This is a genomic window from Spongiibacter marinus (genome assembly GCF_016906995.1).
GTDB classification, from domain to species: Bacteria; Pseudomonadota; Gammaproteobacteria; order Pseudomonadales; family Spongiibacteraceae; genus Spongiibacter; species Spongiibacter marinus.
Genome location: NZ_JAFBBD010000008.1, coordinates 182,735 through 204,312 on the forward strand (window position 1 = coordinate 182,735; position 21,578 = coordinate 204,312).

At 56.5% G+C, this 21,578-nt stretch carries 19 protein-coding genes; 10 read left to right on the forward strand and 9 right to left on the reverse strand.

All coding sequences use genetic code 11. The annotated features are described in order from the left end of the window. Positions 1 to 22: 22 nt before the first annotated feature. The 5 genes from flhA (at position 23) to HNR64_RS13625 (ending at position 5,459) form a co-directional block, all read left to right on the forward strand. The gene (flhA, locus tag HNR64_RS13605) at positions 23 to 2,125 is read left to right on the forward strand and encodes a flagellar biosynthesis protein FlhA (RefSeq protein WP_204996982.1); all 2,103 of its coding nucleotides are present in this window, start codon (positions 23 to 25) and stop codon (positions 2,123 to 2,125) included. 27 nt (positions 2,126 to 2,152) lie between these two features. Next, on the forward strand, positions 2,153 to 3,370 hold the full coding sequence (gene flhF / locus HNR64_RS13610; protein ID WP_204996983.1) for a flagellar biosynthesis GTPase FlhF: 1,218 nt from the start codon (positions 2,153 to 2,155) through the stop codon (positions 3,368 to 3,370). Between the two features lie 98 nt (positions 3,371 to 3,468). Beyond that, on the forward strand, positions 3,469 to 4,296 hold the full coding sequence (locus tag HNR64_RS13615) for a MinD/ParA family protein (RefSeq protein ID WP_204996984.1): 828 nt from the start codon (positions 3,469 to 3,471) through the stop codon (positions 4,294 to 4,296). Further along, positions 4,293 to 5,018: an RNA polymerase sigma factor FliA gene (locus HNR64_RS13620; RefSeq protein WP_204996985.1), complete on the forward strand. Its 726-nt coding sequence runs from the start codon at positions 4,293 to 4,295 to the stop codon at positions 5,016 to 5,018. The genes HNR64_RS13615 and HNR64_RS13620 overlap by 4 nt, the downstream gene beginning before the upstream one ends. Before the next feature lie 15 nt (positions 5,019 to 5,033). Further along, entirely contained in the window at positions 5,034 to 5,459 is a 426-nt protein-coding gene (locus tag HNR64_RS13625; RefSeq protein ID WP_204996986.1) for a DUF2802 domain-containing protein, read from the forward strand. Here the strand turns inward: HNR64_RS13625 and HNR64_RS13630 are convergent. Continuing rightward, complete coding sequence (locus tag HNR64_RS13630; protein ID WP_204996987.1) at positions 5,456 to 5,794, reverse strand: EscU/YscU/HrcU family type III secretion system export apparatus switch protein; 339 nt, start codon at positions 5,792 to 5,794, stop codon at positions 5,456 to 5,458. The genes HNR64_RS13625 and HNR64_RS13630 overlap by 4 nt on opposite strands. Next, complete coding sequence (fliK, locus tag HNR64_RS13635; protein WP_204996988.1) at positions 5,791 to 7,035, reverse strand: flagellar hook-length control protein FliK; 1,245 nt, start codon at positions 7,033 to 7,035, stop codon at positions 5,791 to 5,793. The genes HNR64_RS13630 and fliK overlap by 4 nt, the downstream gene beginning before the upstream one ends. Before the next feature lie 263 nt (positions 7,036 to 7,298). Here fliK and HNR64_RS13640 point away from each other — a divergent pair, with 263 nt between their 5' ends. Both HNR64_RS13640 and HNR64_RS13645 read left to right on the forward strand, forming a co-directional pair. Then, a complete protein-coding gene (locus HNR64_RS13640) occupies positions 7,299 to 7,781 on the forward strand; it encodes a glutathione peroxidase (protein WP_204997067.1) in 483 nt (160 codons plus the stop codon). An 11-nt stretch (positions 7,782 to 7,792) separates the two neighbouring features. Then, complete coding sequence (locus HNR64_RS13645; RefSeq protein WP_204996989.1) at positions 7,793 to 8,266, forward strand: MarR family winged helix-turn-helix transcriptional regulator; 474 nt, start codon at positions 7,793 to 7,795, stop codon at positions 8,264 to 8,266. A gap of 100 nt (positions 8,267 to 8,366) precedes the next feature. On the opposite strand, the gene HNR64_RS13650 is transcribed toward HNR64_RS13645, so the two are convergent. From HNR64_RS13650 to HNR64_RS13660, 3 genes are read right to left on the reverse strand one after another with little or no spacing between them, the layout of a single operon-like run. Then, positions 8,367 to 9,734, reverse strand: a complete 1,368-nt coding sequence (locus tag HNR64_RS13650) for an NAD(P)(+) transhydrogenase (Re/Si-specific) subunit beta (protein WP_204996990.1) — start codon at positions 9,732 to 9,734, stop codon at positions 8,367 to 8,369. A gap of 3 nt (positions 9,735 to 9,737) precedes the next feature. After that, the gene (locus tag HNR64_RS13655; protein ID WP_204996991.1) at positions 9,738 to 10,022 is read right to left on the reverse strand and encodes an NAD(P) transhydrogenase subunit alpha part 2; all 285 of its coding nucleotides are present in this window, start codon (positions 10,020 to 10,022) and stop codon (positions 9,738 to 9,740) included. 9 nt (positions 10,023 to 10,031) lie between these two features. Continuing rightward, positions 10,032 to 11,165 (reverse strand): NAD(P) transhydrogenase subunit alpha, encoded by a 1,134-nt coding sequence (locus HNR64_RS13660; protein ID WP_027872857.1) that lies wholly within the window; start codon positions 11,163 to 11,165, stop codon positions 10,032 to 10,034. Between the two features lie 360 nt (positions 11,166 to 11,525). Between HNR64_RS13660 and HNR64_RS13665 the strand changes: the two genes are divergently transcribed. Continuing rightward, the gene (locus HNR64_RS13665; protein WP_204996992.1) at positions 11,526 to 13,910 is read left to right on the forward strand and encodes a CHASE domain-containing protein; all 2,385 of its coding nucleotides are present in this window, start codon (positions 11,526 to 11,528) and stop codon (positions 13,908 to 13,910) included. 20 nt (positions 13,911 to 13,930) lie between these two features. Here the strand turns inward: HNR64_RS13665 and HNR64_RS13670 are convergent, their stop codons facing one another. Beyond that, entirely contained in the window at positions 13,931 to 14,554 is a 624-nt protein-coding gene (locus HNR64_RS13670) for a TetR family transcriptional regulator (protein ID WP_204996993.1), read from the reverse strand. 112 nt (positions 14,555 to 14,666) lie between these two features. On the opposite strand from HNR64_RS13670, the gene HNR64_RS13675 reads away from it, so the two are divergent. Together HNR64_RS13675 and HNR64_RS13680 are read left to right on the forward strand one after the other, a co-directional pair. Further along, positions 14,667 to 15,917, forward strand: a complete 1,251-nt coding sequence (locus tag HNR64_RS13675; RefSeq protein ID WP_204996994.1) for an efflux RND transporter periplasmic adaptor subunit — start codon at positions 14,667 to 14,669, stop codon at positions 15,915 to 15,917. Then, positions 15,914 to 19,036, forward strand: coding sequence for an efflux RND transporter permease subunit (locus HNR64_RS13680; protein ID WP_204996995.1), 3,123 nt, complete (start codon positions 15,914 to 15,916; stop codon positions 19,034 to 19,036). The genes HNR64_RS13675 and HNR64_RS13680 overlap by 4 nt, the downstream gene beginning before the upstream one ends. Positions 19,037 to 19,066: 30 nt before the next feature. Here the strand turns inward: HNR64_RS13680 and HNR64_RS13685 are convergent, their stop codons facing one another. From HNR64_RS13685 to HNR64_RS13695, 3 genes are all read right to left on the reverse strand, one after another. Next, positions 19,067 to 19,513 (reverse strand): pyridoxamine 5'-phosphate oxidase family protein, encoded by a 447-nt coding sequence (locus HNR64_RS13685; protein WP_204996996.1) that lies wholly within the window; start codon positions 19,511 to 19,513, stop codon positions 19,067 to 19,069. After that, entirely contained in the window at positions 19,510 to 20,370 is an 861-nt protein-coding gene (locus HNR64_RS13690; protein ID WP_204996997.1) for a CvfB family protein, read from the reverse strand. Before HNR64_RS13690 ends, HNR64_RS13685 begins: the two co-directional genes overlap by 4 nt. A gap of 88 nt (positions 20,371 to 20,458) precedes the next feature. Beyond that, a complete protein-coding gene (locus tag HNR64_RS13695; protein ID WP_204996998.1) occupies positions 20,459 to 21,478 on the reverse strand; it encodes a GlxA family transcriptional regulator in 1,020 nt (339 codons plus the stop codon). Between the last annotated feature and the right edge of the window lie 100 nt (positions 21,479 to 21,578).

Consider the following 21,578-nt stretch of genomic DNA (forward strand, 5'->3'; position numbering starts at 1 on the left):
AACCGATAATCGAGAGTATGTGATGGCGACTCAACAACTGACCATGCCCAACTGGGCACAGGGCATCGCAAGTAGCGGAATCGGCGTGTTGGCACTGATGATGGCCTGCTTGGCCATGTTGGTTATCCCCATGCCGCCGTTCCTGCTGGACTTGCTGTTTACCTTCAATATCGCCTTGTCACTGGTCATTATTCTGGCGGTCATTTACATCGAGCGGCCGATTGATTTCTCGGTGTTCCCAACGGTGTTGCTGTTGGCAACGCTGCTGAGACTGGCCCTCAATGTGGCATCTACCCGCGTGGTATTGCTCGAGGGGCACACTGGGCCTGGGGCCGCTGGCAAAGTGATTGAGTCCTTTGGCGAGTTCGTTATTGGCGGCAATTACGTTGTCGGGATGGTGGTATTTATCATTCTGGTGGTGATCAACTTTGTCGTCGTGACCAAGGGTGCCGGCCGGGTGTCTGAAGTGACGGCGCGCTTTACCCTCGATGCCATGCCGGGAAAACAAATGGCCATCGATTCCGATTTGAATGCCGGTATTCTCAGCCAAGAAGAGGCCAGCATTCGCCGCGAGGAAGTGCGAACGGAAGCTGACTTCTACGGCTCCATGGACGGTGCCAGTAAGTTCGTTCGCGGCGATGCGGTCGCCGGGATCCTGATTCTATTTATCAACGTGATCGGCGGCTTGGGGGTGGGCGTTGGTCAGCACGACCTGAGCTTTTCCCAGGCGATGCATAACTACACCCTGCTGACCATCGGTGACGGTCTGGTCGCGCAGTTGCCCTCGCTGCTGCTGTCGACCGCCGTTGCGATCATCGTGACGCGTATCTCCCGGCCGCAAAATATGGGTGAGCAAGTCGTCGGGCAAATGGCGGCCAAGCCCGAAGTGCTCTACCTGTCTGCGGCGGTGCTGGGCATGATCGGCATCATTCCCGGCATGCCCAATGTGGTGTTTTTGCTGCTGGCCGGTACTTGCGGCGGCGCAGGCTGGTTAATTGCCCAGCGCGCCAAAAAACCGGCGGTGGTGGAGGAGCTTCCCGATACTGAGCCTGCGCCTGAGGCACAGGAGCCCAGCGAGCTGAACTGGGATGAGGTCACGCAGATGGATGTGGTGAGCCTGGAAGTGGGCTATCGCCTTATTCCTCTGGTTGACCGAAACCAAGGCGGTGAGCTGATCACCCGTATTACCGGGGTGCGCAAAAAGCTATCTAAGGACCTGGGTTTCTTGGTTCAGCCGGTTCACATTCGCGACAACCTGGAACTGTCGCCGGGCAGCTACCGCGTGCAATTGCTCGGTGACAGCGTCGCCCAGGGCGAAATACAAGTGGGCAAGGAATTGGCGATAAACCCCGGTGGTGCTCAGCCCGGATTAACCGGCATGCCAACCAAAGACCCCGCCTTCGGTATGGATGCAATATGGATTGACCCCAGCCAGCGCGATCAGGCGCAGACTCTCGGCTACACCGTTGTCGACCCCTGCACCGTGGTGGCGACCCACCTCAGCCAGGTGGTGAAGCAACACGCTCACGAGCTACTGGGGCACGAGGAAGTTCAGCAACTGCTTGATCGCCTGGCGAGCAGCGATCCTAAATTGGTTGAATCGCTGGTTCCCCAGCAACTGCCACTCAGCGTGGTTGTGAAGGTGTTGCAAAACCTCCTGAAAGAGAACGTATCGATTCGCAGTATTCGCCTGATCGCCGAATCTTTGGCGGAGCAAGCGCCGCGTAGCAAAAATCCTGACGAATTATTGGAGGGGGTTCGGGTCTCGCTTGGGCGGATGATTGTCCAGGAAATCAATGGCTTAGAGGAAGAATTGCCCGTTGTGGCGCTGGACGCAGATCTGGAACAGATGTTGCAGGATATGGTGAGAGGTGGCGCTGGCGCCATTGGTTTGGAACCCGGCATTGCCGAGCGGATTCAACGCGAGTTGGCGGAATTCAGCAATCGTCAGGAACTGGCCGGTCAGCCCTCGGTGGTATTGGTATCACCCTCGATTCGGGCATGGTTGTCGCGCTTTACGCGACGCAGTGTACCGGCACTTCACGTGCTGTCGTACAACGAGGTGCCAGACAGTAAAGAGGTTCACCTGCTATCGACGATCGGACAGCAGGCGCGACTGACCTAAAAGGTGTTAGCTCAGCGGGAGCGGTAGATGAACGTTAAAAAATATCGGGCAGCAGACAGTGAACAGGCCATGCGGATGATTCGCGCGGCACATGGCCCCGATGCGGTAATCCTCGACTGCCAGTCTGTGGCCGGCGGTGTGGAGCTGGTGGTGAGCTGGGAGGGTGAACCCTCGCTGCCGACCGCGACTGAAGCCGACAAAGAACGAACCGCGTTAGATGCCTTGCGCTCACGTCGCGAACAGGCCGAGAGCCCCGCACCCGCCGCTCGCCAGGAGGCAGTGAGCGGCGCTTCCGGGCCGCAATTGGCGTGGTCGCAAAACGATGAGTTGCACGACTTGAAACAAGAGCTGGCTGCTATGAAATCGATGCTGATGAGCCAGCTCAAGGACAACAATTGGCAGCAGCTAACCGCCAAGCAGCCGGCCCAGAAGTCGAGCCACCAAATGCTGTCGGCCATGGACATCGACCCCAGCATTGCTGAGAGCCTGCAGCGTGAATTACCCAGCGATGAAAGCGAGGCGGTGCAGCGAGAAATGCTAAAAATGCTGCTGGTGCGCCAGCTGCCGATTAGTGCGCCGCCGCGCACCGGCGCCATTTGCCTGTTGGGCCCCCAGGGCGCGGGCAAGACCACCACGATTGCGAAGTTGGCGGCTCAGCACGTGATGCAGCACGGCCGTGATGATATCGCTATTTTAACCACCGACAGTGGTCGCGTAGGCGCTCAGGAGCAGCTGCGCGCCTACGGTCGAATTTTACAAATTCCGGTTCACAGTGCAGACAGCCCGCAAGAAGCGGCGCGAACATTTCGGGTGTTGCAGAAGAAGTCGCTGGTATTGATTGATACCGCTGGGCTGTCCTTCCGCGACCACGAGGGCCTGGACGAACTCGAAAAATTACTTGCAGGACTCGGTGGCGCCCATTGTTACCTGACGCTGCCTGCCGATGTGGAAGCCTATGTTCAAAGTGAAATTATCGATGCCTACAGTCGCTTCAATTTAGCGGGGGTGGTGATTAGTCGTATCGATGAGGCAATGCGACTGGGCGGATTACTGTCGAACCTGATTCAGCACCGCCTGCCGGCGGTGTGGTGTACCAACGGGCCGAAAGTGCCGCAAAACCTCTGTGTTGCCGACGCGGGCAAGTTGGTGAATATGGCCATGAAAATGGCGATGAGCTTTACCCCGCCAGCGCGCCGCCAGGCCGCTGATAGCGGTCGCGCTCAGCATATTGGTGTGCAGGCATGACTCGGGTAAATACCGATGTTCAAGCTATAGTTGCTAGGGCAGGCTTTGGACATTGCCTCAGTGCTGCCTAGGTCTCAGTGACACAACAAGGACAAAACATGAACCCAGTAAAAGTAATTGCAGTAAGTAGCGGAAAGGGCGGTGTGGGAAAAACCAATGTTTCCGTTAACCTGGCTTGCCAACTGGCACGGCGCAACCGCCGCGTGTTACTGATGGATGCCGACCTGGGCTTGGCGAATGTAGACATCATGCTCGGCTTGCGGCCCAAGTGGAATCTTTCCCATGTGCTGGAAGGCCAGTGCGATATTCAGGATATTTTGATGCCGGGACCCAGCGGCATATCCATTATTCCTGCGGCCTCGGGCATTAAGAAAATGGCTGAGCTGGGCAGCGACCAGCACGGTGCCATTGTCCGAGCGCTCAGCGGCTTGAACGATGACTACGACGTATTGGTTGTCGATACCGCGGCGGGTATTTCCGACAGTGTGATTACCTTTAGCCAGGCCAGCCAGTATGTGTTGGTTGTGGTGACTGACGAGCTCACGTCGATGGCTGATGCCTATGCGTTGATTAAAGTGATGAGCCGCGACGCGGGCATCAAGCGCTTCAAAGTGCTGCGTAACATGGTGGATAGCCACGATCAGGCACGCGACGGCTTCGAGCGCCTCAACGAAGTGGCGCAACGCTTTCTGGATGTCACACTTGATTACGCGGGCTTTATCCCCCGAGACCGTTTTCTGGTGAAGGCGGATGCCAAGCAGCAGGCAGTGAGTGAGCTCTATCCGGGTGCCGATGCCTCACTGGCCTTTCGCAAACTTGCGGAAACCGTCGACAAATGGCCCATTCCAAGCGGCCCCAGTGGCAACCTGGAATTCTTCGTCGATAGAATGATGCAGCCCGAAGCTCTGAGAGGAGTTGCCGTGTGAGTGGTCACGCTGCTTACCTCGATGTGCAGGTGGGCAATCGCGACGAGTTAGTGACGCGTCATGCGCCGTTGGTAAAGCGCATCGCCTATCACCTTGTCAGCCGCCTGCCAGCCAGTGTGGAGGTCGATGACCTGATCCAGGCGGGGATGATCGGCTTGCTTGAAGCCGCCAGTCATTTTCAAGCGGGGCAGGGGGCGAGTTTCGAAACCTACGCGAGTATTCGCATTCGCGGTGCCATGATCGATCAAATGCGCCAGGGCGCCTGGGCGCCGCGCTCGGTAAGCCGCCAATTGCGCGAACTGTCAGCGGCGGTGACACGCGCCGAAGCCAAATTGGGGCGCGAAGCCCAGGCCGCCGATATTGCCGCAGAGATGGGCATTGATATTAACGAATACCACGAGCTACTGCGCGATACGTCTGGCGTGCGCTTGTTTAGCCTGGAGCAAGCCGGGGAGGGCGGCCAGGAATTCAGCGCCGATGCCGAACTGGATGAAAACCCGTTGCGCGACCTTGAAGATGAAGGCTTGCAGCGCGCCTTGGCGTCTCAGATTGACGCGCTGCCAGAGCGAGAGAAGCTGGTCATGGCGCTGTATTACGACAAGGGCCTGAACTTGAAAGAAATTGGCGAGGTCCTGGAAGTGAGCGAGTCGCGTGTCTGCCAAATTCATAGTCAGGCAGTCGTGCGATTAAAAAGCCGCCTCGGCGACTGGCTGGCAGCATAGGACGCGGAGGTCGCAATGCAAGAAGCCCCACAAGCAATGTTGGTCGCCTGGTTTAGTCAGCTGGATGACCTGACGGTGTTAGGCATTTTAATGAGCGTGGCCGGTGCGGCCATTCTGCTTTACCTGTGGCAGGGGCGGCGCTCCAAGGCCGAACATATTGAGCTGGCTTTACGTGAGGAGATCGGCAGCCTGCAGCGTAAAATCGATGACCAGGCCAGTGCACTGTCGGTTCTCGGTGAGCGGGTATTGGCGCTGGAAGAATATTTAGAGTTAGTGGGGCATCGCCAGCAGCAGATCGAAAGCGAAAAGCGCGATCCGCGCTTTTACCAACAGGCGATTCGCATGGCGGACCAAGGGCTCGATGTTCAGGCTTTGATCGAGCGCTGCGGAGTGAGCCGCTCAGAAGCCGAGTTAATTGCAGCCATGCGCAGTACGCGCTAAGGCTCGCGTTCGCTGTCATCCGCTGCCTGATAGACCGTCCCGCTGTCGTGACGGTAGTAGTAATCCTTCGGTACTTGTCCTTTCAGGCGGTAGGCAAAGGCGATGATTTCCGCCACGGCCACGTACATAAATGGCGGCACTTCGCTATCTAAATCCACTCTGCTAAGCAGCTGCAAGAGCTGTGTGTCTTGGTAGATGGGAACATCATTTTCCTCCGCTAACGCAAGAATCTTCGCCGCGACGCTGCCTTCGCCTTTGGCGCTGACCGTGGGGGCATTACTGCCGTCGTAATGGAGGGAAACGGCGATACTGCCGTGATTATCCTGTGTGCTCATGCGTGGTCATCCAGTAGAGATGACACGAACGAACGGCTGCCTGAAGCGCTTGGGTTTCCGCACTGGCAAACAATATCGGCAACGGGCACTTCCTGGTTTTGTAATTGTTCCCGGAGTACATGCTGATGCCGGTTTAACAGTGCCAGAGTTTCGGCATTGCTGGCGGTGAAACGTATCTCGAGTTGTTGGTTTACTTCTGCGAGCGCCACTTTCATCGCCCCGAGGCCGGGAAGGTCAAAGCACAAATTCAGGGCCCAACCGCGTTGTTGATTGTCATCTCCGGGGGCATGCGGGTGCTGGGACGTTTCGCCTGCGTCTCGCTGCCTGGGGGGCTGAAACTGAAACTGCCAGATGTCGATGCCGTCGTGGTCCTTGATCGGCAGTTCCACCACTCCAGTGGCCTCTCGGCCGGTTTGCAGTTGCACCAGTTGCTGCACATCCAGCCGGGCCAGAGCGCCGCGAACGTCGCGAAGCAGCCCCTGCTGCGTGACTTCGTGCTGGTTAGCGGCGCTGGGTGGGGTTCGTGGCTGGGGGGAAAGCTGCCCGGGCAGGTCGGCCATTTTGCTCGCGCTCAGCGTGCCCTGGTAGGCGCGGTTGCCCTCATTGCGCGGTATGGGTGCGCCTGGCGCTGCAAGGGGGGCGGACGGGGCTGCCTTGGGGGCGATGTTTGCTCCGGGCTGGGGGCTTGCAGTGTCGGCAGTTGCCTTGCCTGCAACAGTAGCGGTTGGCAGCGGGTAGTTCTTGGCAAGTGATGCTTTCGGCGGCGCGGCAGCCTGCTGGTCGAGCTGCGCGGCGAGCTTCAATAGTGCGGCTTTGAAATCGAGGTTTCTCGGTGCATTTTTTAGCAGCTTGGCCTCAAAAAACTGGCCGCTATTTTGCAACGCTGTTTTAACGCGCTCACCGTCGCTGAGTTGTTTGCGATGGGGAATGCTGGCCAGTACGGGCGCCAATAACTTTTGCACTGACGGGGACAGCTGTTGGCTGAGCTGACTGAGGGTGGCCATTAACTGGTTCAAGCCCTGTTGCTGCGGCAGGCGGTCGCGAAGAATAGGCGCGATATTCACGTCGCCGCGTTGCATAATTCGCAGCTCCGGGCGCTGCTGCGCGTCCCGGCCGACGACCTGAAGCTGGAGTTGCTCGCCTTTTCTCAGCGGCGTCTGACTTTCGGCCATCATCCGCAAACTGCCCGACGCAAGCTCGTATAGGTGCTGAGCGCGCTCGCCCAGCACGACCGCATTCATCACTCGGTCCGGCGCGAGCACCGGGGCAGGGCCTGCAGGCCTCAGAAGGGCGGCGGGCTGAGTGTTGTGGGTAGGATTAATGATCACCATACCGTGGCCTGGTTGCGTTAAGGGATTATCGGCAGTCGCCAGTCATGATAACGGCGCGTAATTCTGAAACTTTAATTTTACTGGCAAATTATGTCGCGCACGATATAATCGAGTTGTTGTTTGATTTTTAGGCTATGTATAAGCGTAGCCCCTTATGCGAGGAAGGTAAGATTATGAGTAGTCTTTACGATTTCACAATTAATAGCCTGCAGGGCAAAGAAATGAACCTGGCCGATTACGCGGGCAAGGTTGTCCTGGTGGTGAATACCGCCAGTAAGTGCGGTTTAACCCCGCAATATGAAGGCTTGCAGGCGCTCTATGATAAATATGCAGATAAGGGCTTGGTGATTATTGGTTCGCCGTGTAACCAATTTGCCAACCAGGAGCCGGGGGATTCTGAGGCAATTCAGGGCAACTGCCTCATCAATTACGGTGTGAGTTTTCCCATTACCGAGAAAATCGAGGTCAATGGTAAGGGCGCGCACCCATTATTCGCTTATTTGAAAAAGGCGGCTCCTGGCACTTTGACGAATGCAGTAAAATGGAACTTTACTAAGTTCTTGGTGGGTAAAGATGGGCAGCCCATTAAGCGTTATTCCCCAACAACAAAGCCCGAGCAGCTAGAGGCCGATATTGAAGCTGCGCTACAGGCCTAACGAGGTAGAAGATGTCCGACGACGCCGGCTTTCAGGAAAGCATGCCCGAGGAGCTAAAGCTCGATAATCAGCTGTGCTTCCCGCTTTATGCGGCATCGCGCTTAGTGACGCGTTTGTACAAGGACCGCCTGGAGCCGCTGGGTATTACCTACCCCCAGTACATCGTATTGATGATCCTGTGGGAGGAGGCACCGTGCCCCGTCAAAACGATTAGTCGCCGGGCAATACTCAATACCAATACCTTGACGCCATTACTTAAGCGTTTGGAACAGCAGGGGTATATTAGCCGTCAGCGCGATGGTCAGGACGAGCGACAGGTGATGGTGCACCTTACCCTGGCGGGACGGGCATTGCGAGACCGCTGCGCCTGTGTGCCGTGGGAGCTGTTGCAGTCGTCAGGGGTATCGCTGGAGAAGCTAGTTGCGCTGCGCGAAATGCTCAATGAGGTTCTGCCTGACCTAAAACAAACGCTAGAGGGCAATTAGTGTTAACAGGCTCTGGTTCGCAATTATTGTGATTGCGGTAATGAGGGTATAAAAAAAGGGCGACTGCTAAGCAGTCGCCCTTTTTTCATTGCTGCAGAACTTAGCTGAACGCTTTGATGATATTGCTCAGCATTTCTTTGGCGTCGCCGAACAACATCCGCGTGTTCTCTTTGAAGAACAGTGGGTTATCGATGCCGGCAAAACCGGAAGCCATGGAACGCTTCATAACAAATACGTTGCGCGCCATGTCGACGTTGATAACAGGCATGCCGTAGATCGGGCTACCTTCCATCTCGCGAGCAGCCGGGTTAACCACGTCGTTCGCACCGATAACGATGGCAACATCGAAGGTTTCCATGCGTGGGTTAACGGCGTCCATTTCAAGAAGCAAGTCGTAAGAGACATCCGCCTCGGCAAGCAGCACGTTCATGTGGCCAGGCATACGACCGGCAACGGGGTGAATGGCGTAAACCACTTCCGCGCCGTTCTTTTCCAGAATCTCTTGAAGCTCTTTTACCACGTGTTGGGCTTGCGCAACGGCCATACCGTAACCGGGAACAATCACCACGCTAGAAGCGGCTTCCAGAACGTAGTAGGCATCGTCTGCTGACATGGCCTTGGCTTCGCCTTCAATTTTGGCAGCGCCACCACCACCTGCAACCGCACTGAAGCCGCTGAACAATACATTGCTCAGTGAACGGTTCATGGCTTTACACATGATTTGAGTCAGGATGATACCGCTTGCGCCAACCAGCGAACCGGCAACGATCAAGATGATGTTGTTGATCGCGAAACCCGCGGCACAGGCCGCAAGGCCCGAGTAGCTGTTAAGCAGGGAGATAACCACTGGCATATCGGCACCGCCGATGGGGATTACCAGCATGACACCCAGCAAACACGACAGGCCGATTACCAAGTAGAGGTAAAGGCTTACGTCGGGATTCATGGCAAACAATACTGAGCAAGCAATGATGGCAATAATCAGCGCGATGTTGAAAAAGCGCTGGCCAGCAAATACCAGTGGGCGCCCAGGCATTCTCTCGCTCAGCTTGCCGTAGGCAATCAAAGAGCCAGTGAAAGTGATGCCACCGATCAGGATCGACAGAACGATCGTAATCATTTGGAAGGTGCTGGCGTCCATACCGTACAGAGCGGCCCAGCCAACCAGCAAACTGGCGATACCGCCAAAGCCGTTAAACAGCGCAACCATCTCAGGCATAGACGTCATGGCGACAGAGCGCGCAACAACGGCGCCGATAATACCGCCAACGGCGATACCAACGGCGATCCACTTGTAATCGATAATGCTTTGGTCGAGCAGGGTGACGACCACAGCGATAAACATACCTACCGCTGATACAAGGTTACCTTTACGTGCTGTGGCGGGTGAGCCCAGCATTTTAAGGCCAAAAATAAACAGTACGGCCGCTGCCACATAGGACAGATTGACCAGCAATTCAGTACCCATGGTTTATGCGTCCTCTTTTTTCTTAAACATGGCCAGCATACGGTCGGTAACCATATAGCCGCCGATAACGTTGATGGTGGCAAACGCGACAGCGGCAGTACCAAGAATGGTTGCCAGCTGGGTGTGCTCGGCACCAGCTGAGGTCAGTGCACCGACCAGGGTGATCCCGGAAATAGCGTTTGAGCCCGACATCAGCGGAGTGTGCAGCGTTGCGGGTACTTTGTTGATCAGCTCGAAGCCGAGAAATATCGACAGCATCAAGATGAAAGCAAGAAATACAATTTCCATCTTTGTCTCCTACTTAATCAGGTTTTTGATGGTGTCGTTAACGATTTCGCCGCTGTGAGTAATCACACAGCCCTGCAGAATGTCGTTTTCGAAGTCGATAACCATCGCTTGTTTTTCTTTGTCCCAGCCTTCGTCAACCAAGTTGAAAAGGTTGGATGAGTACATTTGGCTGGCGTCGCGGCTAACGTAGTTAGCCCAGTTGCCATTACCAATGATTGTTACGCCGTCCACTTCAACGGTTTCGCCGGCTACAGAGCCCTCGACGTTACCGCCGGTTTCTGCGGCCATATCGACAATCACGCTGCCGGGCTTCATGCCAGCAACCATGTCTTTGGTGACCAGTACAGGCGGCTTGCGACCGAATACCTGGGCAGTGGTGATAACGATGTCGGACTCGGCAATCTGTTTCTTCTGACCTTCGAGCTGCAGTTGACGCTGCTCTTCAGTGAGCTCGACGGCATAACCATCTTTGGTTTGCCCGGTTTCACCGAGGTCGATTTCGAGGAACTTGCCGCCCAGCGAGCGAACTTGCTCGGCAACGACGTCGCGGGTATCAAAGGCAACGACTTTGGCGCCCAGGCGTTTTGCGGTGGCAATGGCTTGCAGACCGGCAACACCGGCACCGATGATGAATACGGTAGCGGGCTTCAATGTACCGGCTGGCGTCATCATCATTGGCAGGATACGTGGCAGTTTAGTGGTTGCCAGCAGCACCATCACATAACCAGCCAGGCTGGCCTGCGAGCTGAGCGCGTCCATTTTTTGTGAGCGCGTGCTGCGTGGAATCATTTCCATGCTGATCGCCGTCACTTGCTGGTCGCGGAAGGCCTTAATCAGCTCGTGCTCGTTGAAAGGGTCCAGATAGCTGACGTGAATGCAGCCGGCTTTGAGTTGCTTGATTTCTTCAATAGAGGGCTTGCTAATGCGCAAGACAACGTCTGCTGAAGAGAGTACCGCATTGCGGTCTGCGACAACGGTTGCGCCGGCATCGACGTATTCCTGATCGCTAAAACCGCTGCCCAAGCCGAGCCCCGCTTCAATCTGAACTGCGGCTCCCGCGCGGACCAATTTCTTGGCGTCGCTCGGAATGATCGCAACTCGATTCTCCCCAGAGGCGAGTTCTTTTGGAATTCCTAAGAGCATCTTTAAAGATCCATTGTTGATTTTGGTTTGGTGTTGCGTTTTGTAAAAGCGGCATAGCATATTACATTGAGCGCCAAGAAGCGATAAAACCGCGGTGCGCTAATTTAAGCTAATTGCTTCAATTTGTTATAAATTTTCATTATGGCCTAATTCATTTGGCTGATGGCGTCGATCCTCGATGTCGATACCCCCGAGGGTGTTTTAAGCGAATTTACCTATTAGTTCGCTGGGGGCTTTTCTCTAGACTACGGTTGTATTAACGGTTTGTGGTGGGCGAAAGCTCGGCGGCAGCGGCATTGCCGCGTGCGCGGTAGGAGGAAGGTCAATCATGCGTCTGAGCGCTCAACGTGCAGACATCTAATGCAGATATCTAAAGCGTCGCTGCAGGTCTTCGTGCTCACGGCGCTCGGCTATTTTCTAGCTGGGCGGTTGGCATTGTTGCTGGCGATCCCGCCTGGGTATGCCACGGCGATTTCGCCCTCGGCGGGTATTGCGCTGGTGGTGATACTCCTGCACGGCTACCGATTTTGGCCTGCCGTCGCGCTGGGCTCGTTCGCGGTAAATAGCTACGGGGCTCTGGTGTGGGGGGAAGGCATAGCGGCGTGGGCAGCGTCCGCCCAGCTGCCTTTTATTATTGCGCTGGGTGCCGCCGTGCAGGCGGTGGTGTCGGTGTATTTGTTGCGCCGCTTTATTGGTTACCCCATCACCCTGGATACCAGTAGCGATGTGCTGAAGTTTATTGTGTTGGTGTGCGGCGGTGGCAGCATGCTCAACGCCAGTGTGGGGACTGCGGCACTGTGGCAGGCTGGCGCGCTAGCGGCAGGAAACATTCCCTACAACTGGTTTACCTGGTGGGTGGGGGACGGCCTCGGGGTGATGCTGGTGGCCCCGTTGATATTTGTCTACCGAGCCCAGCCCAGAGGAATTTGGCGAAGTCGAAACCGTGTGCTCCCTTGGGTGCAGTTATTGGCATCTGTTGTCATTGTTCTTTTATACGTATTCGCCAGCCGTTGGGAGCTGGCTCGTCAGGAAACGGCCTTTGAGCGACACGCAGGGCAGCTGTATCAGCGTAGCGATGCGGTGTTGAACAGTTATTTTGAGAGCTTGTACGCGGCGCAGGCGTTCTTTGTGTCGTCATCTGAGGTGACGCCGGAGGACTTCAGGCGTTTTGTTCAGGGGGCCTTGCAGCGCAACCCTGGCTTCCAGGGTATTGCCTGGAATCGGGTGATAGCTCATTCAGAAAGGGGTGAGCTCGAGCGCCTAATGAGCCAGGAGCTTGGCGAGCCCGTGGTGTTTACGGAGGTCGATCGCAATGGCACGCGGATGCGGGCGTCGCGCCGCGAAAGTTATGTGGTGATTCGCTATATACAACCGCTAAGCAACAACCGCCGTGCCTATGGCTACGATATCAGCTCTAATCCGATTGCCCGCAATGCCTTAATGAAGGCCGCCACCAGTGGTGAGCCCTCGGCGACAGCGCCGATACGCTTGATACAAGAGCGGGGGCAACAGCTGGGCGAGGTTGTCTATTTCCCGGTGATAAAAAATGGGGCGTTGGAAGGCTATGTTGCCGGCGTGTTTCGCCTGGGGGATTTGATGTCCGCGGCCCTACAGGGCGAGAGTTTGCAGGGTATTTCCCTGCGGCTATTGAGTGCTGAAAGCAAGCCCCAGCTGCTTTTTGCCGCAGATGGCCGAGAGAGTGATGGCAAAGGCGAGATATTTCGGCGTGTGTGGGAGCTGGGCTTCGCCGATCAAACCTGGCGTCTCGAGATCAGTGGCAATCAGCAATTCTTGGTCGACAGCCGTTCGGTGATGCCCTGGGGGGTGTTGGCCACCGGGTTATTGTTTGTTGGATTGTTGGGGATGTCGCTGCTGGTGTTGACCGGGGCCAAGTATCACTCTGATGAATCCGGGCGCGAGCTGGCGGAAACCGTCAAACAGTTGCGCGATGCGCAAGGGCAGCTGGTCGAGGCAGAAAAACTGGCGGCGCTGGGCGGCATGGTTGCCGGTTTTGCTCATGAATTGAATACCCCCATCGGTATTGCCATCACCGCGCAGTCCACATTTAAGGCCGACCTGGAGCGACTTGAGGCCTTTACAGAGCTGGTGCCTGACGAAGCGGACAAGCAGCGCCGCAATGCCATTTTGCTGCGCATGAATGAAGCGGCAACCATGGTGCTGGATAACCTGCAGCGCGCCGGAAATTTGATAGGCAGTTTTAAGCAGGTGTCTGTGGACCAGTCCTCCGAGGATCGCCGGAAAATTAACCTGCATGACTACCTTCACGATGTGTTGCTGCACCTGTCTCCGAGTTATCGTCGCGCAGGACACGAAGTGAAGTTCGAGTGCCCCCGCGACATTTACATAGAAACGGTCCCGGGAGGATTGACTCAGGTTATCGTCAACTTGATGAACAATGCGCTGAGTCACGCGTTTGTTGCGGGGCAGCAGGGGAGAATTACCCTGTCGGTGGAGCGCGCGGAGCAAGCCGTTGTCTTGCGCTTCAGTGATGATGGTCAGGGGATGGCGGATGCGGTGCGTGAGCGTATCTTTGAGCCGTTCTTTACTACCCGTCGCGGCTCCAATGCGGCGAGCGCTGGACTCGGCTTGCATCTGGTTTACAGTATCGTTCGCCAACAACTCGACGGTGAAATTGCCGTCTCTTCAACCCCGGGCGAGGGCAGTATTTTCACTATCAGTTTGCCATTGAGCCTGGAGGCTTCGGCGCCCCCTGGGAAGGCATAACAAGCCCCCGGCGCGACACATTACGCGTCGGCTTTCAGGCCTTCGAACAGCAGGTTGATCGACAAGCGAATATCCTCGAGTCCATTGGGGTAAAGCTCCGATGAGGACAGGTGTTGATGATAGATGCCCATAATGTGCGCGCGAATATAAAGTGCCAATTGGCGGGCGCTGCGATCCTTGCGCACAAGCTCGTGCTGCTGCGCGTAACCGATAATCTGCGTTAGCCGGGCGATATTTTGGTCCCGATTTCGAGTGAGCTGGGCGCTGACAACCGGCGATTCATTGCAGAGGCTGTAGCGCATGGTGAAACGGGTGATTTTTTCTGCCGCCGGCACTTCCAGTAAGCGTTGGTAAGAAAACACCAGGGTCTCTGCCAGCGCGTCCAGGGTCATTGTGCCCGAGGCCGCCTCCTTGAGCAGTGCCTGCATCGCCGTTTCCAGTGGCGTGCTCAGGCGATCAATGATTGCGCTGATCAATTCATCCTTATTTTTAAAGTGCCAGTAAATGGCCCCTCGTGTCACGCCAACTGCCTTTGCCACATCGCTGAGCCGGGTGTTGTGAATACCCTGTTCCGCAAACATCTGTTCGGCGGCGCCTAGCAGGCTTTCTCGGGTGGCTTCCGCGTCTTCTTTCGAACGTCTCATAGGGTGTGCTTGCCGTTGAAAATAACCGTTTTGTAATTGCCGGGTACTTTACATACGTGCACGCATGTATGTAAAGTACCCGGCCTGATTGATTGGCTCGGAAGTCCCCCCTATGAACGCTTATGCGCCGCTGCTCAGCATCGGAAATTCACGCCATTTTCGCCACGTGCTGGTTGCCGTAACAACGCTGTTGCTTGTTGCTGCGTGCGATCAAACGCCGCCGCCAGCGCCAGAGGAGCGCGCACAGCCCGTGAAGACGGTCGTTCTGAAAGCTGAAGATGTTCCCGTTGGAGGGCAGTACCCGGGCAGCATGGAAAGCTCGAAAGAGGTTCAGGTTCGCGCGCGGGTAGAGGGCATCTTATTGCACCGGCGCTATACCGAGGGCGCGCGGGTCGAGGCAGGCCAATTACTGTACGAGATCGATGCGGCGCCTTTTGAAGTTGCGCTGAGCCGCAGCCGTGCTCAGCTGGCGAACGCGCGAGCCAGTTTGTCGTCGGCAGAGCGCCGTTGGCGACGTGCCAGCGAGCTGATTCAAAGCAACGCCATTAGCCAGCGCGACCGGGACGATGCCGAGTCCGGGCTGGAGCAGGCCCGGGCAGCAGTGCAGCTGGCAGAGGCCGAAGTGCGCGCTGCGCAGATCAATGTAGATTATTGCAAAGTGAGGGCGCCAATATCAGGCATGACCAGTCGTGAGCGGGTTTCCGAGGGCTCGCTGGTCGGGCCGAATAACAGCCTGCTCACAACCATTACCCAGTTAGACCCGCTGTGGGTAAACATTTCGCTGCCAGATGAAATGGTGCTGCTACTGCGGCGTATGCTCAAGGATGGTGAGTTGAGTTACGACGAGAGCCAGCGCGCCGTGCTGATAGAGACGGCCGGTAACCAGCAGCACCCACACCTGGGGCATATCGATTTTAGCGACAGCACCATTGATCGGCGTACGGGTACTGTGCAGTTTCGCGCGACCGTGGCTAACCCAGACGGCAGCTTGCTACCTGGGCAATTTGTACGAGTGCGATTGCAGGGGTTGTACAGCCGCAATGCCCTGGTGTTGCCCGAACGGGCCGTGCTGCAAAATGCGAAGGGCAGCTTCGTTTATGTAGTGAATGCGCAGCAACGCGCCGAGGTAAGACAGGTGCGACTCGGTTTGGAAGTGGACGGTGGGCGCATTGTCGATGCCGGCTTAAAGGCGGGTGAAGAAGTGGTGGTAGAGGGCTTGGTGCGCGTGCGACCGTCATCGTTACTGGCGCCTCAGCGAATAGAATTAGCCCACAACTACGGCCCCACGCCCAACTTTGCAGACCAACGCGCCCGATTGAAAGTGGGGGCACTGTCTCAGCCAGCCAGTGAGGTCGTGCAATGAGCGCGCGTTTTTTCATCGAACGGCCGGTATTATCGATTGTTCTGTCACTGCTAATTTTGATCGCCGGTGCCACGGCGGTCGGTCAGTTGCCGATCTCGCTATACCCGCAAATCCTGCCGCCACAGATCGTTGTTACCGCCGCCTATCCCGGCGCGAATGCGGAAACCCTGGCCGAGACCGTTGCCGCCCCGTTGGAGCAGGAGCTGAACGGGGTTGAAGGGATGTTGTACATGAATACCCAGGCCTCTGCGGCGGGCCGGGTCAGTATCAATATCACCTTCGCGACTGGCACCGACCCAGACCAGGCTGCGATTGATGTGAGTAACCGTGTTGCGGTTGCCGAAAACCGCCTTCCCGAGGCCGTAAAGCGTTTGGGTATTACGGTGGATAAACGCTCGACCGATATCCTGATGATATTTTCGCTGTCGTCAGAATTGCCCCAGTACGATGCCATCTATTTAAGCAACTATGCGCTGCTCAATGTTATCGACGAGCTGCGCCGCCTGCCGGGTATTGGCAGCGCACGGTTGATGGGCGCGCGCGACTATTCCATGCGTATTTGGCTTCAGCCTGACCGACTGGCTGAGTTGGGCCTGACACCGGCAGATGTCGCCAGAGCCATTCGCGAGCAAAATGCCAATTTTGCGGCGGGCAGTTTTGGCGCCGAGCCCGTGTCCAGCGATCAACCCTTTACTTATGCCGTGAGCACGCAAGGGCGGCTGGCGACGGTAGAAGAGTTTGAAAACATCATTATTCGCGCCGAGCCAAATTCTGCCAGCCTGCATTTGGGGGACATTGCCAGGGTTGAGCTGGGCGCGAAAGATTACTCCTTTCGCGGCAGTTTCAACGGCGAACCGGCGGTCCCCGTGGCGATGTATCTTCGCCCCGGCGCCAATGCTCTGGAAACTGCCAAGGCCGCTCAACAGGTCATGGCCAAGGTTAAAGAAAACGCACCGGATGGTGTGGATATAGAACTGGCTTTTGACGCGACGGTATTTGTAGAGCATTCGATCAAGGAGGTAGTTGCCACGTTTTTCGAGGCATTGCTGCTGGTGATCCTGGTAATGTTTTTGTTCCTGCAAAATGTGCGCGCCACGTTTATTCCGCTGTTGGCGATCCCCGTATCGATAGTGGGAACCTTTGCCGGGCTGTATATTCTCGGCTACTCGATCAATCTGCTAACGCTGTTCGGCTTGATCCTGGCCATCGGTATTGTTGTCGACGACGCGATTATCGTGATTGAAAACGTCGAGCGTATTATGGCGGAGCAAAAATGCTCGGCCATGGACGCCGTGCGCCAGGCGATGGAAGAGGTTAGCGGCCCCCTGGTGGCCATCGTGTTAGTGCTATCTGCGGTGTTCCTGCCGGTGATTTTTGTCGACGGTTTAACGGGGGAAATGTACCGGCAGTTTGCTGTGGCGATCACGGTGTCGGTGGTGCTCTCCGGGATCGTGGCGCTCACCCTGACTCCGGCACTTTGCGCGCTAATGTTAAAGCAACACGCTCACAGCGAGGAGCCGCGCCACGGCTTCCTTGCCGGGTTTGAGCGCGCCTTTGACTGGCTGCGTGAGCTATATATTCGTATTACCGCCAGTTTTCTGCGTCATCGTTGGCGGGCGTCTGGCCTGTTTGTCCTGCTTGTGGCGGTCACATTGTTGGTCTTCTCACGTATGCCAGCGGGCTTGGTGCCTGCCGAAGATCAAGGCTATGTGATGATGGCCTACAGCACGCCTCCGGCGGCTTCCCTGTCGCGCACCAGTGCGGTAGCAGACGCGATGGCTACGCGCGTTCTGGATCAGCCGGGGGTCAAGTCCATCATGACCTTCTCCGGCTTCGATATTCTCGCCTCCACGCTGAAGACGAATGCTGCAGCGTCTTTCATAATGTTTGACGACTGGTCCGAGCGCGAGCAACCGGGCCTGGACTCTATTTCGCAAGCCCGCGCTATACCTGCTTTGGGTGCGGACCTGCTCGACGGGCGAATGATGGCGTTCAACCCGCCGCCCATTATCGGCTTGAGCAGCACAGGGGGCTTTGAGTTTTACCTGCAAAATCGGGGCGACGGCAGCCTGCAAGACTTAAACGCCGCCGTTTGGCGCTTGGTGGCGGCGGCGAACCAGCAGCCGGAGTTGAGCCGCGTATACAGCACATTCCAAATGGATACACCGCAGTACAAGCTGACGCTAGACCGGGAAAAAGCCATGAGTCTGGGTGTTCCTGTTGCCGATGTGTTCAGCACAATGCAGGCGACCTTTGGCAGTTTGTACGTGAATGACTTCACGCTATTTGGGCGCAGCTTTCAGGTGAATTTGCAGTCCGAAGAGGAATTTCGGCAGTCCCCGGACGATTTGGGGAAAGTCTTTGTGCGCTCGCAGGAAGGCAGCTTGATTCCATTGGGCTCGCTATTAACTGTAGAGCGGGTAGTGGGCCCCGATGCGGTCACCCGTTTCAACGGCTTTAATGCCGCCAAAGTGCTGGGGTCGGCTGCACCCGGTTACAGCTCCGGTGAGGCCATTGCGGCGCTAGAGCGCGTTGCTGCGGAGGTGCTGGGTCGGGACTTTAACATTGGCTGGGTGGGCAGCGCTTACCAGGAGAAGTCGTCGAGCGGTAATTCCAGCAAGGCCTTCATCCTGGCGATTGTGATCGTCTTTCTCATTTTGGCGGCGCAGTACGAACGCTGGTTGATGCCGACCGCGGTGGTAATGTCGGTGCCCTTTGCCCTGCTTGGGGCGGTACTTGCGGCATGGCTGAGCGGCCTGGATAACGATATTTACTTCCAGATCGGCATGGTGTGTTTGATAGGCTTGGCGAGTAAGAACGCCATTTTGATTGTTGAGTTTGCCATGCAGCAGCGCGACAAAGGCATGGCTATTGTGGACGCCGCAATGGAAGCGGTTCGCCTGCGTTTTCGTCCTATTGTTATGACCTCACTGGCCTTTACTCTGGGCTGCTTGCCGCTGGCGCTGTCCAGTGGTGCCGGCGCCGCTAGCCGTATCGCGCTGGGGACAAGTGTGATCGGCGGCATGCTGATGGCCACCTTTGTGGCCACGGTTTTTGTGCCGTTGTTTTACGTACTGATGGCCAGCCTGGGCGAACGCTTGAAGCGCGGTGGTGAGTAATCGCTGTGGTAAATAAAAACGCTTCGCGATTTAGTCTGTCATGCGCGCGCTGAAATCCCAGCTGGAGAAGGTTTTGGGGTGCAGACAGATCGCCACTTCATCGGCCTTGCGGCTTAGCAGCCAATTGGCCAGGTCGCGGTTGCTGTCGCCGAGATAGCGCTCGATTAGTGACGACAGTACTTCGCCCTGGCTGTCGCTGGTCAGCTCGGCAACGGCCTTGCCTCTCACGCCGCGATAAGGAATGGAGTTCACCGCGACTTCAAAGCCGCAGTTGGGGTTGGCTTCCAGCAGCCGGATAATTTTCGATGAACGATGGCTGGCGCAGTAGAAGCAGCCATTGCGATAGTAAAACCACAGTGAGCAAACCACCGGAAACCCATCGCTATCGATGGCGCTCAGGCGCAGGGGAATGGTGGCGGTCTCGACAAAGCTGGTGTCCTGCATGGGAAGGGTGCCCTCTATACAATCGCGATTCACTCACCCTTGTTAAGGGTGATTCCGCGGTCGCTGATAATAATTTTTCGTTCTTTATATAGTCGGCTCAGGCCTTGCTTAAAGGCTTTTTTACTGACGCCAAAAATGCGCTTGATCGCCTCGGGGGGGCTTTTGTCACCGAGCGCAAGGAAGCCGTCATTGGCGTCTAGCTGCCGCAATATGAGTTCGGCGATATCGGGCGCGCGTTCCCGGGCTGGCTTGTTCAGCGTCAAATCCAGGCGCTGGTCCGGGCGAACGCGCTGTATCCACCCCGATAAGCGCTCGCCGCGACGCAGAGGCTTATTCAGTTCACTGTCGTACAGCAGTCCCCAGACGCAATGGTTTACGACACATTTATAGCCTAACTCGGTTTTGTTCGCGACGTGAATGCTAACGCGGTCGCCGCTGCTTAGCCGCTGTTTTGCATTATCGGGGAGGCTGTGCAGGCTGTCGGCAATATGTTTGTCCAGTCGCATCGTGGCGACCAGTCTGCCGCGCAGGTCAGTGTATACCATGACTAATACCGCCTGACCCTCTCGCACGGTGCCAAGCTGTTCGCTGTGTGGGAGCAATAGCTCCTTATTCAGCCCCCAGTCGAGGAAGGCGCCCACAGTAGTGATCGCGCTAACCCGCAGCAGTCCCACTTCATTGCACAACAGCTCGGGGCGTTGTAGGGAGGCGATTAAGCTGCCGTCGTTGTCGTGCAGCACGAAAACCTCCAATACGTCGCCAACGCTGCAGTCCTGCGGGCTTTGGCGGGCATTGAGAAAAATATCGCCGAGTTGGCCGCCGTCCAGATAGGTGCCGTCACTGGTAATACGGCTGACGGTGAGTGTGTTCATGCGTCCGATAGCGGGCATGGTATTTCCTCGGCGGTTCAATGGATCGCGATTATGACGCTAGATAGAGGGCGTCGCCAGTGTTGTTCTGCTCTGTGTTGATGAGTATTCAGTCGCCGCTATCGATGGCAAAGAGCTTGCGTCGCACGCTGCGGCGAAACTGCCCCGGCGTCATGGAATAGTACTGCCTGAATAGTTTGCCAAAGTAACTGACGTCGCTATAGCCGCACAGCGGGCTGATATCCTCGATAGCCAAGTTGGTATTCTTGAGTAATTCTCGCGCGGCATCCAGCCTAAGACGCTGCAGATACTGCAGGGGTGACTGACCACAGGCGTGGTGAAAGCGGCGCTGAAAACTGCGCTGACTTAGCCCGCTGCGCTCAGCCAGTTCTTTCATGTTGATCGTGTCGGCGAGGTGTCGATGCATCCAGCTTTGGGCCAGGGCGATCACTTCGTCGCCGTGGCGTGCGCTGTGTTCGCCCCGGTAGGCCTGATTGGCGAAGGGCTGGCGGCTTTCTGGCGAAAATTGCTGTGTTGCCCGCTGTGCAATCTCCGGCCCCCAGTGTCGATCGATGAGGTGGATAATTAGGTCGGCGGCGCTATTCACGCTGCCGGTGCAGTACAGCGAGCCAGCCTGGGTGATTAAGTGGTCGCGCTGCATTTGAATATTGGGGTAGCGTTGCTCGAAGTCGTCGAAATAGTGCCAGTGTGTGGTCGCCGGTCGGTTGTCGAGCAAACCGGCCTCGGCGAGAAAGTAGCTGGCGTTACCAACGGCGCAAATTTCGCAGCCGCGCAAGGCCAGCTGGCGAAGCCATTGCTGTACATCCCGGCGCTGCGGGCCACCGCGAAGCGGGTGACGCCAGCGACTGGCAATAATCAAAATATCGGGCTGAGGCCAGTCGTTTAGCGGGCGCTCGTCGCTCAATACCTCATCGACGTCCAGCTGAATTCCCCCGGAAACCCTAATAGGGGAGGGCTCCAGGCTAATCGTCGATAGTTTGGCAGGGGCGCTCTGCCGCCGGCTGAGAAATAGGTGGTTGCAGGACTGCAGCAGCTCCATTGGCAGGCAGAGGCTGGTGGCTAAGGCATGATTAAAGCCGAGTAGGCCTATATGTCGTTGACGTTGCATAATGTTGACACTGTTGTCGTTAATGCCATATTTAATGGCCAATTTATCACTATATGCCGGGGATTGGCTACGTACACTGCTGGCTTGAAAATTCGAGTCG

Coding starts and splice junctions, on each gene's coding strand:
- HNR64_RS13645 (WP_204996989.1), top strand. CDS start 7,793: ATGTCCGACGACGCCGGCTTTCAGGAAAGCATGCCCGAGGAGCTAAAG.
- flhA (WP_204996982.1), top strand. CDS start 23: ATGGCGACTCAACAACTGACCATGCCCAACTGGGCACAGGGCATCGCA.
- HNR64_RS13640 (WP_204997067.1), top strand. CDS start 7,299: ATGAGTAGTCTTTACGATTTCACAATTAATAGCCTGCAGGGCAAAGAA.
- fliK (WP_204996988.1), bottom strand. CDS start 7,035: ATGAATGCGGTCGTGCTGGGCGAGCGCGCTCAGCACCTATACGAGCTT.
- HNR64_RS13625 (WP_204996986.1), top strand. CDS start 5,034: ATGCAAGAAGCCCCACAAGCAATGTTGGTCGCCTGGTTTAGTCAGCTG.
- HNR64_RS13695 (WP_204996998.1), bottom strand. CDS start 21,478: ATGCAACGTCAACGACATATAGGCCTACTCGGCTTTAATCATGCCTTA.
- HNR64_RS13630 (WP_204996987.1), bottom strand. CDS start 5,794: ATGAGCACACAGGATAATCACGGCAGTATCGCCGTTTCCCTCCATTAC.
- HNR64_RS13665 (WP_204996992.1), top strand. CDS start 11,526: ATGCAGATATCTAAAGCGTCGCTGCAGGTCTTCGTGCTCACGGCGCTC.
- HNR64_RS13675 (WP_204996994.1), top strand. CDS start 14,667: ATGAACGCTTATGCGCCGCTGCTCAGCATCGGAAATTCACGCCATTTT.
- HNR64_RS13680 (WP_204996995.1), top strand. CDS start 15,914: ATGAGCGCGCGTTTTTTCATCGAACGGCCGGTATTATCGATTGTTCTG.
- HNR64_RS13615 (WP_204996984.1), top strand. CDS start 3,469: ATGAACCCAGTAAAAGTAATTGCAGTAAGTAGCGGAAAGGGCGGTGTG.
- HNR64_RS13650 (WP_204996990.1), bottom strand. CDS start 9,734: ATGGGTACTGAATTGCTGGTCAATCTGTCCTATGTGGCAGCGGCCGTA.
- HNR64_RS13660 (WP_027872857.1), bottom strand. CDS start 11,165: ATGCTCTTAGGAATTCCAAAAGAACTCGCCTCTGGGGAGAATCGAGTT.
- flhF (WP_204996983.1), top strand. CDS start 2,153: ATGAACGTTAAAAAATATCGGGCAGCAGACAGTGAACAGGCCATGCGG.
- HNR64_RS13655 (WP_204996991.1), bottom strand. CDS start 10,022: ATGGAAATTGTATTTCTTGCTTTCATCTTGATGCTGTCGATATTTCTC.
- HNR64_RS13670 (WP_204996993.1), bottom strand. CDS start 14,554: ATGAGACGTTCGAAAGAAGACGCGGAAGCCACCCGAGAAAGCCTGCTA.
- HNR64_RS13690 (WP_204996997.1), bottom strand. CDS start 20,370: ATGCCCGCTATCGGACGCATGAACACACTCACCGTCAGCCGTATTACC.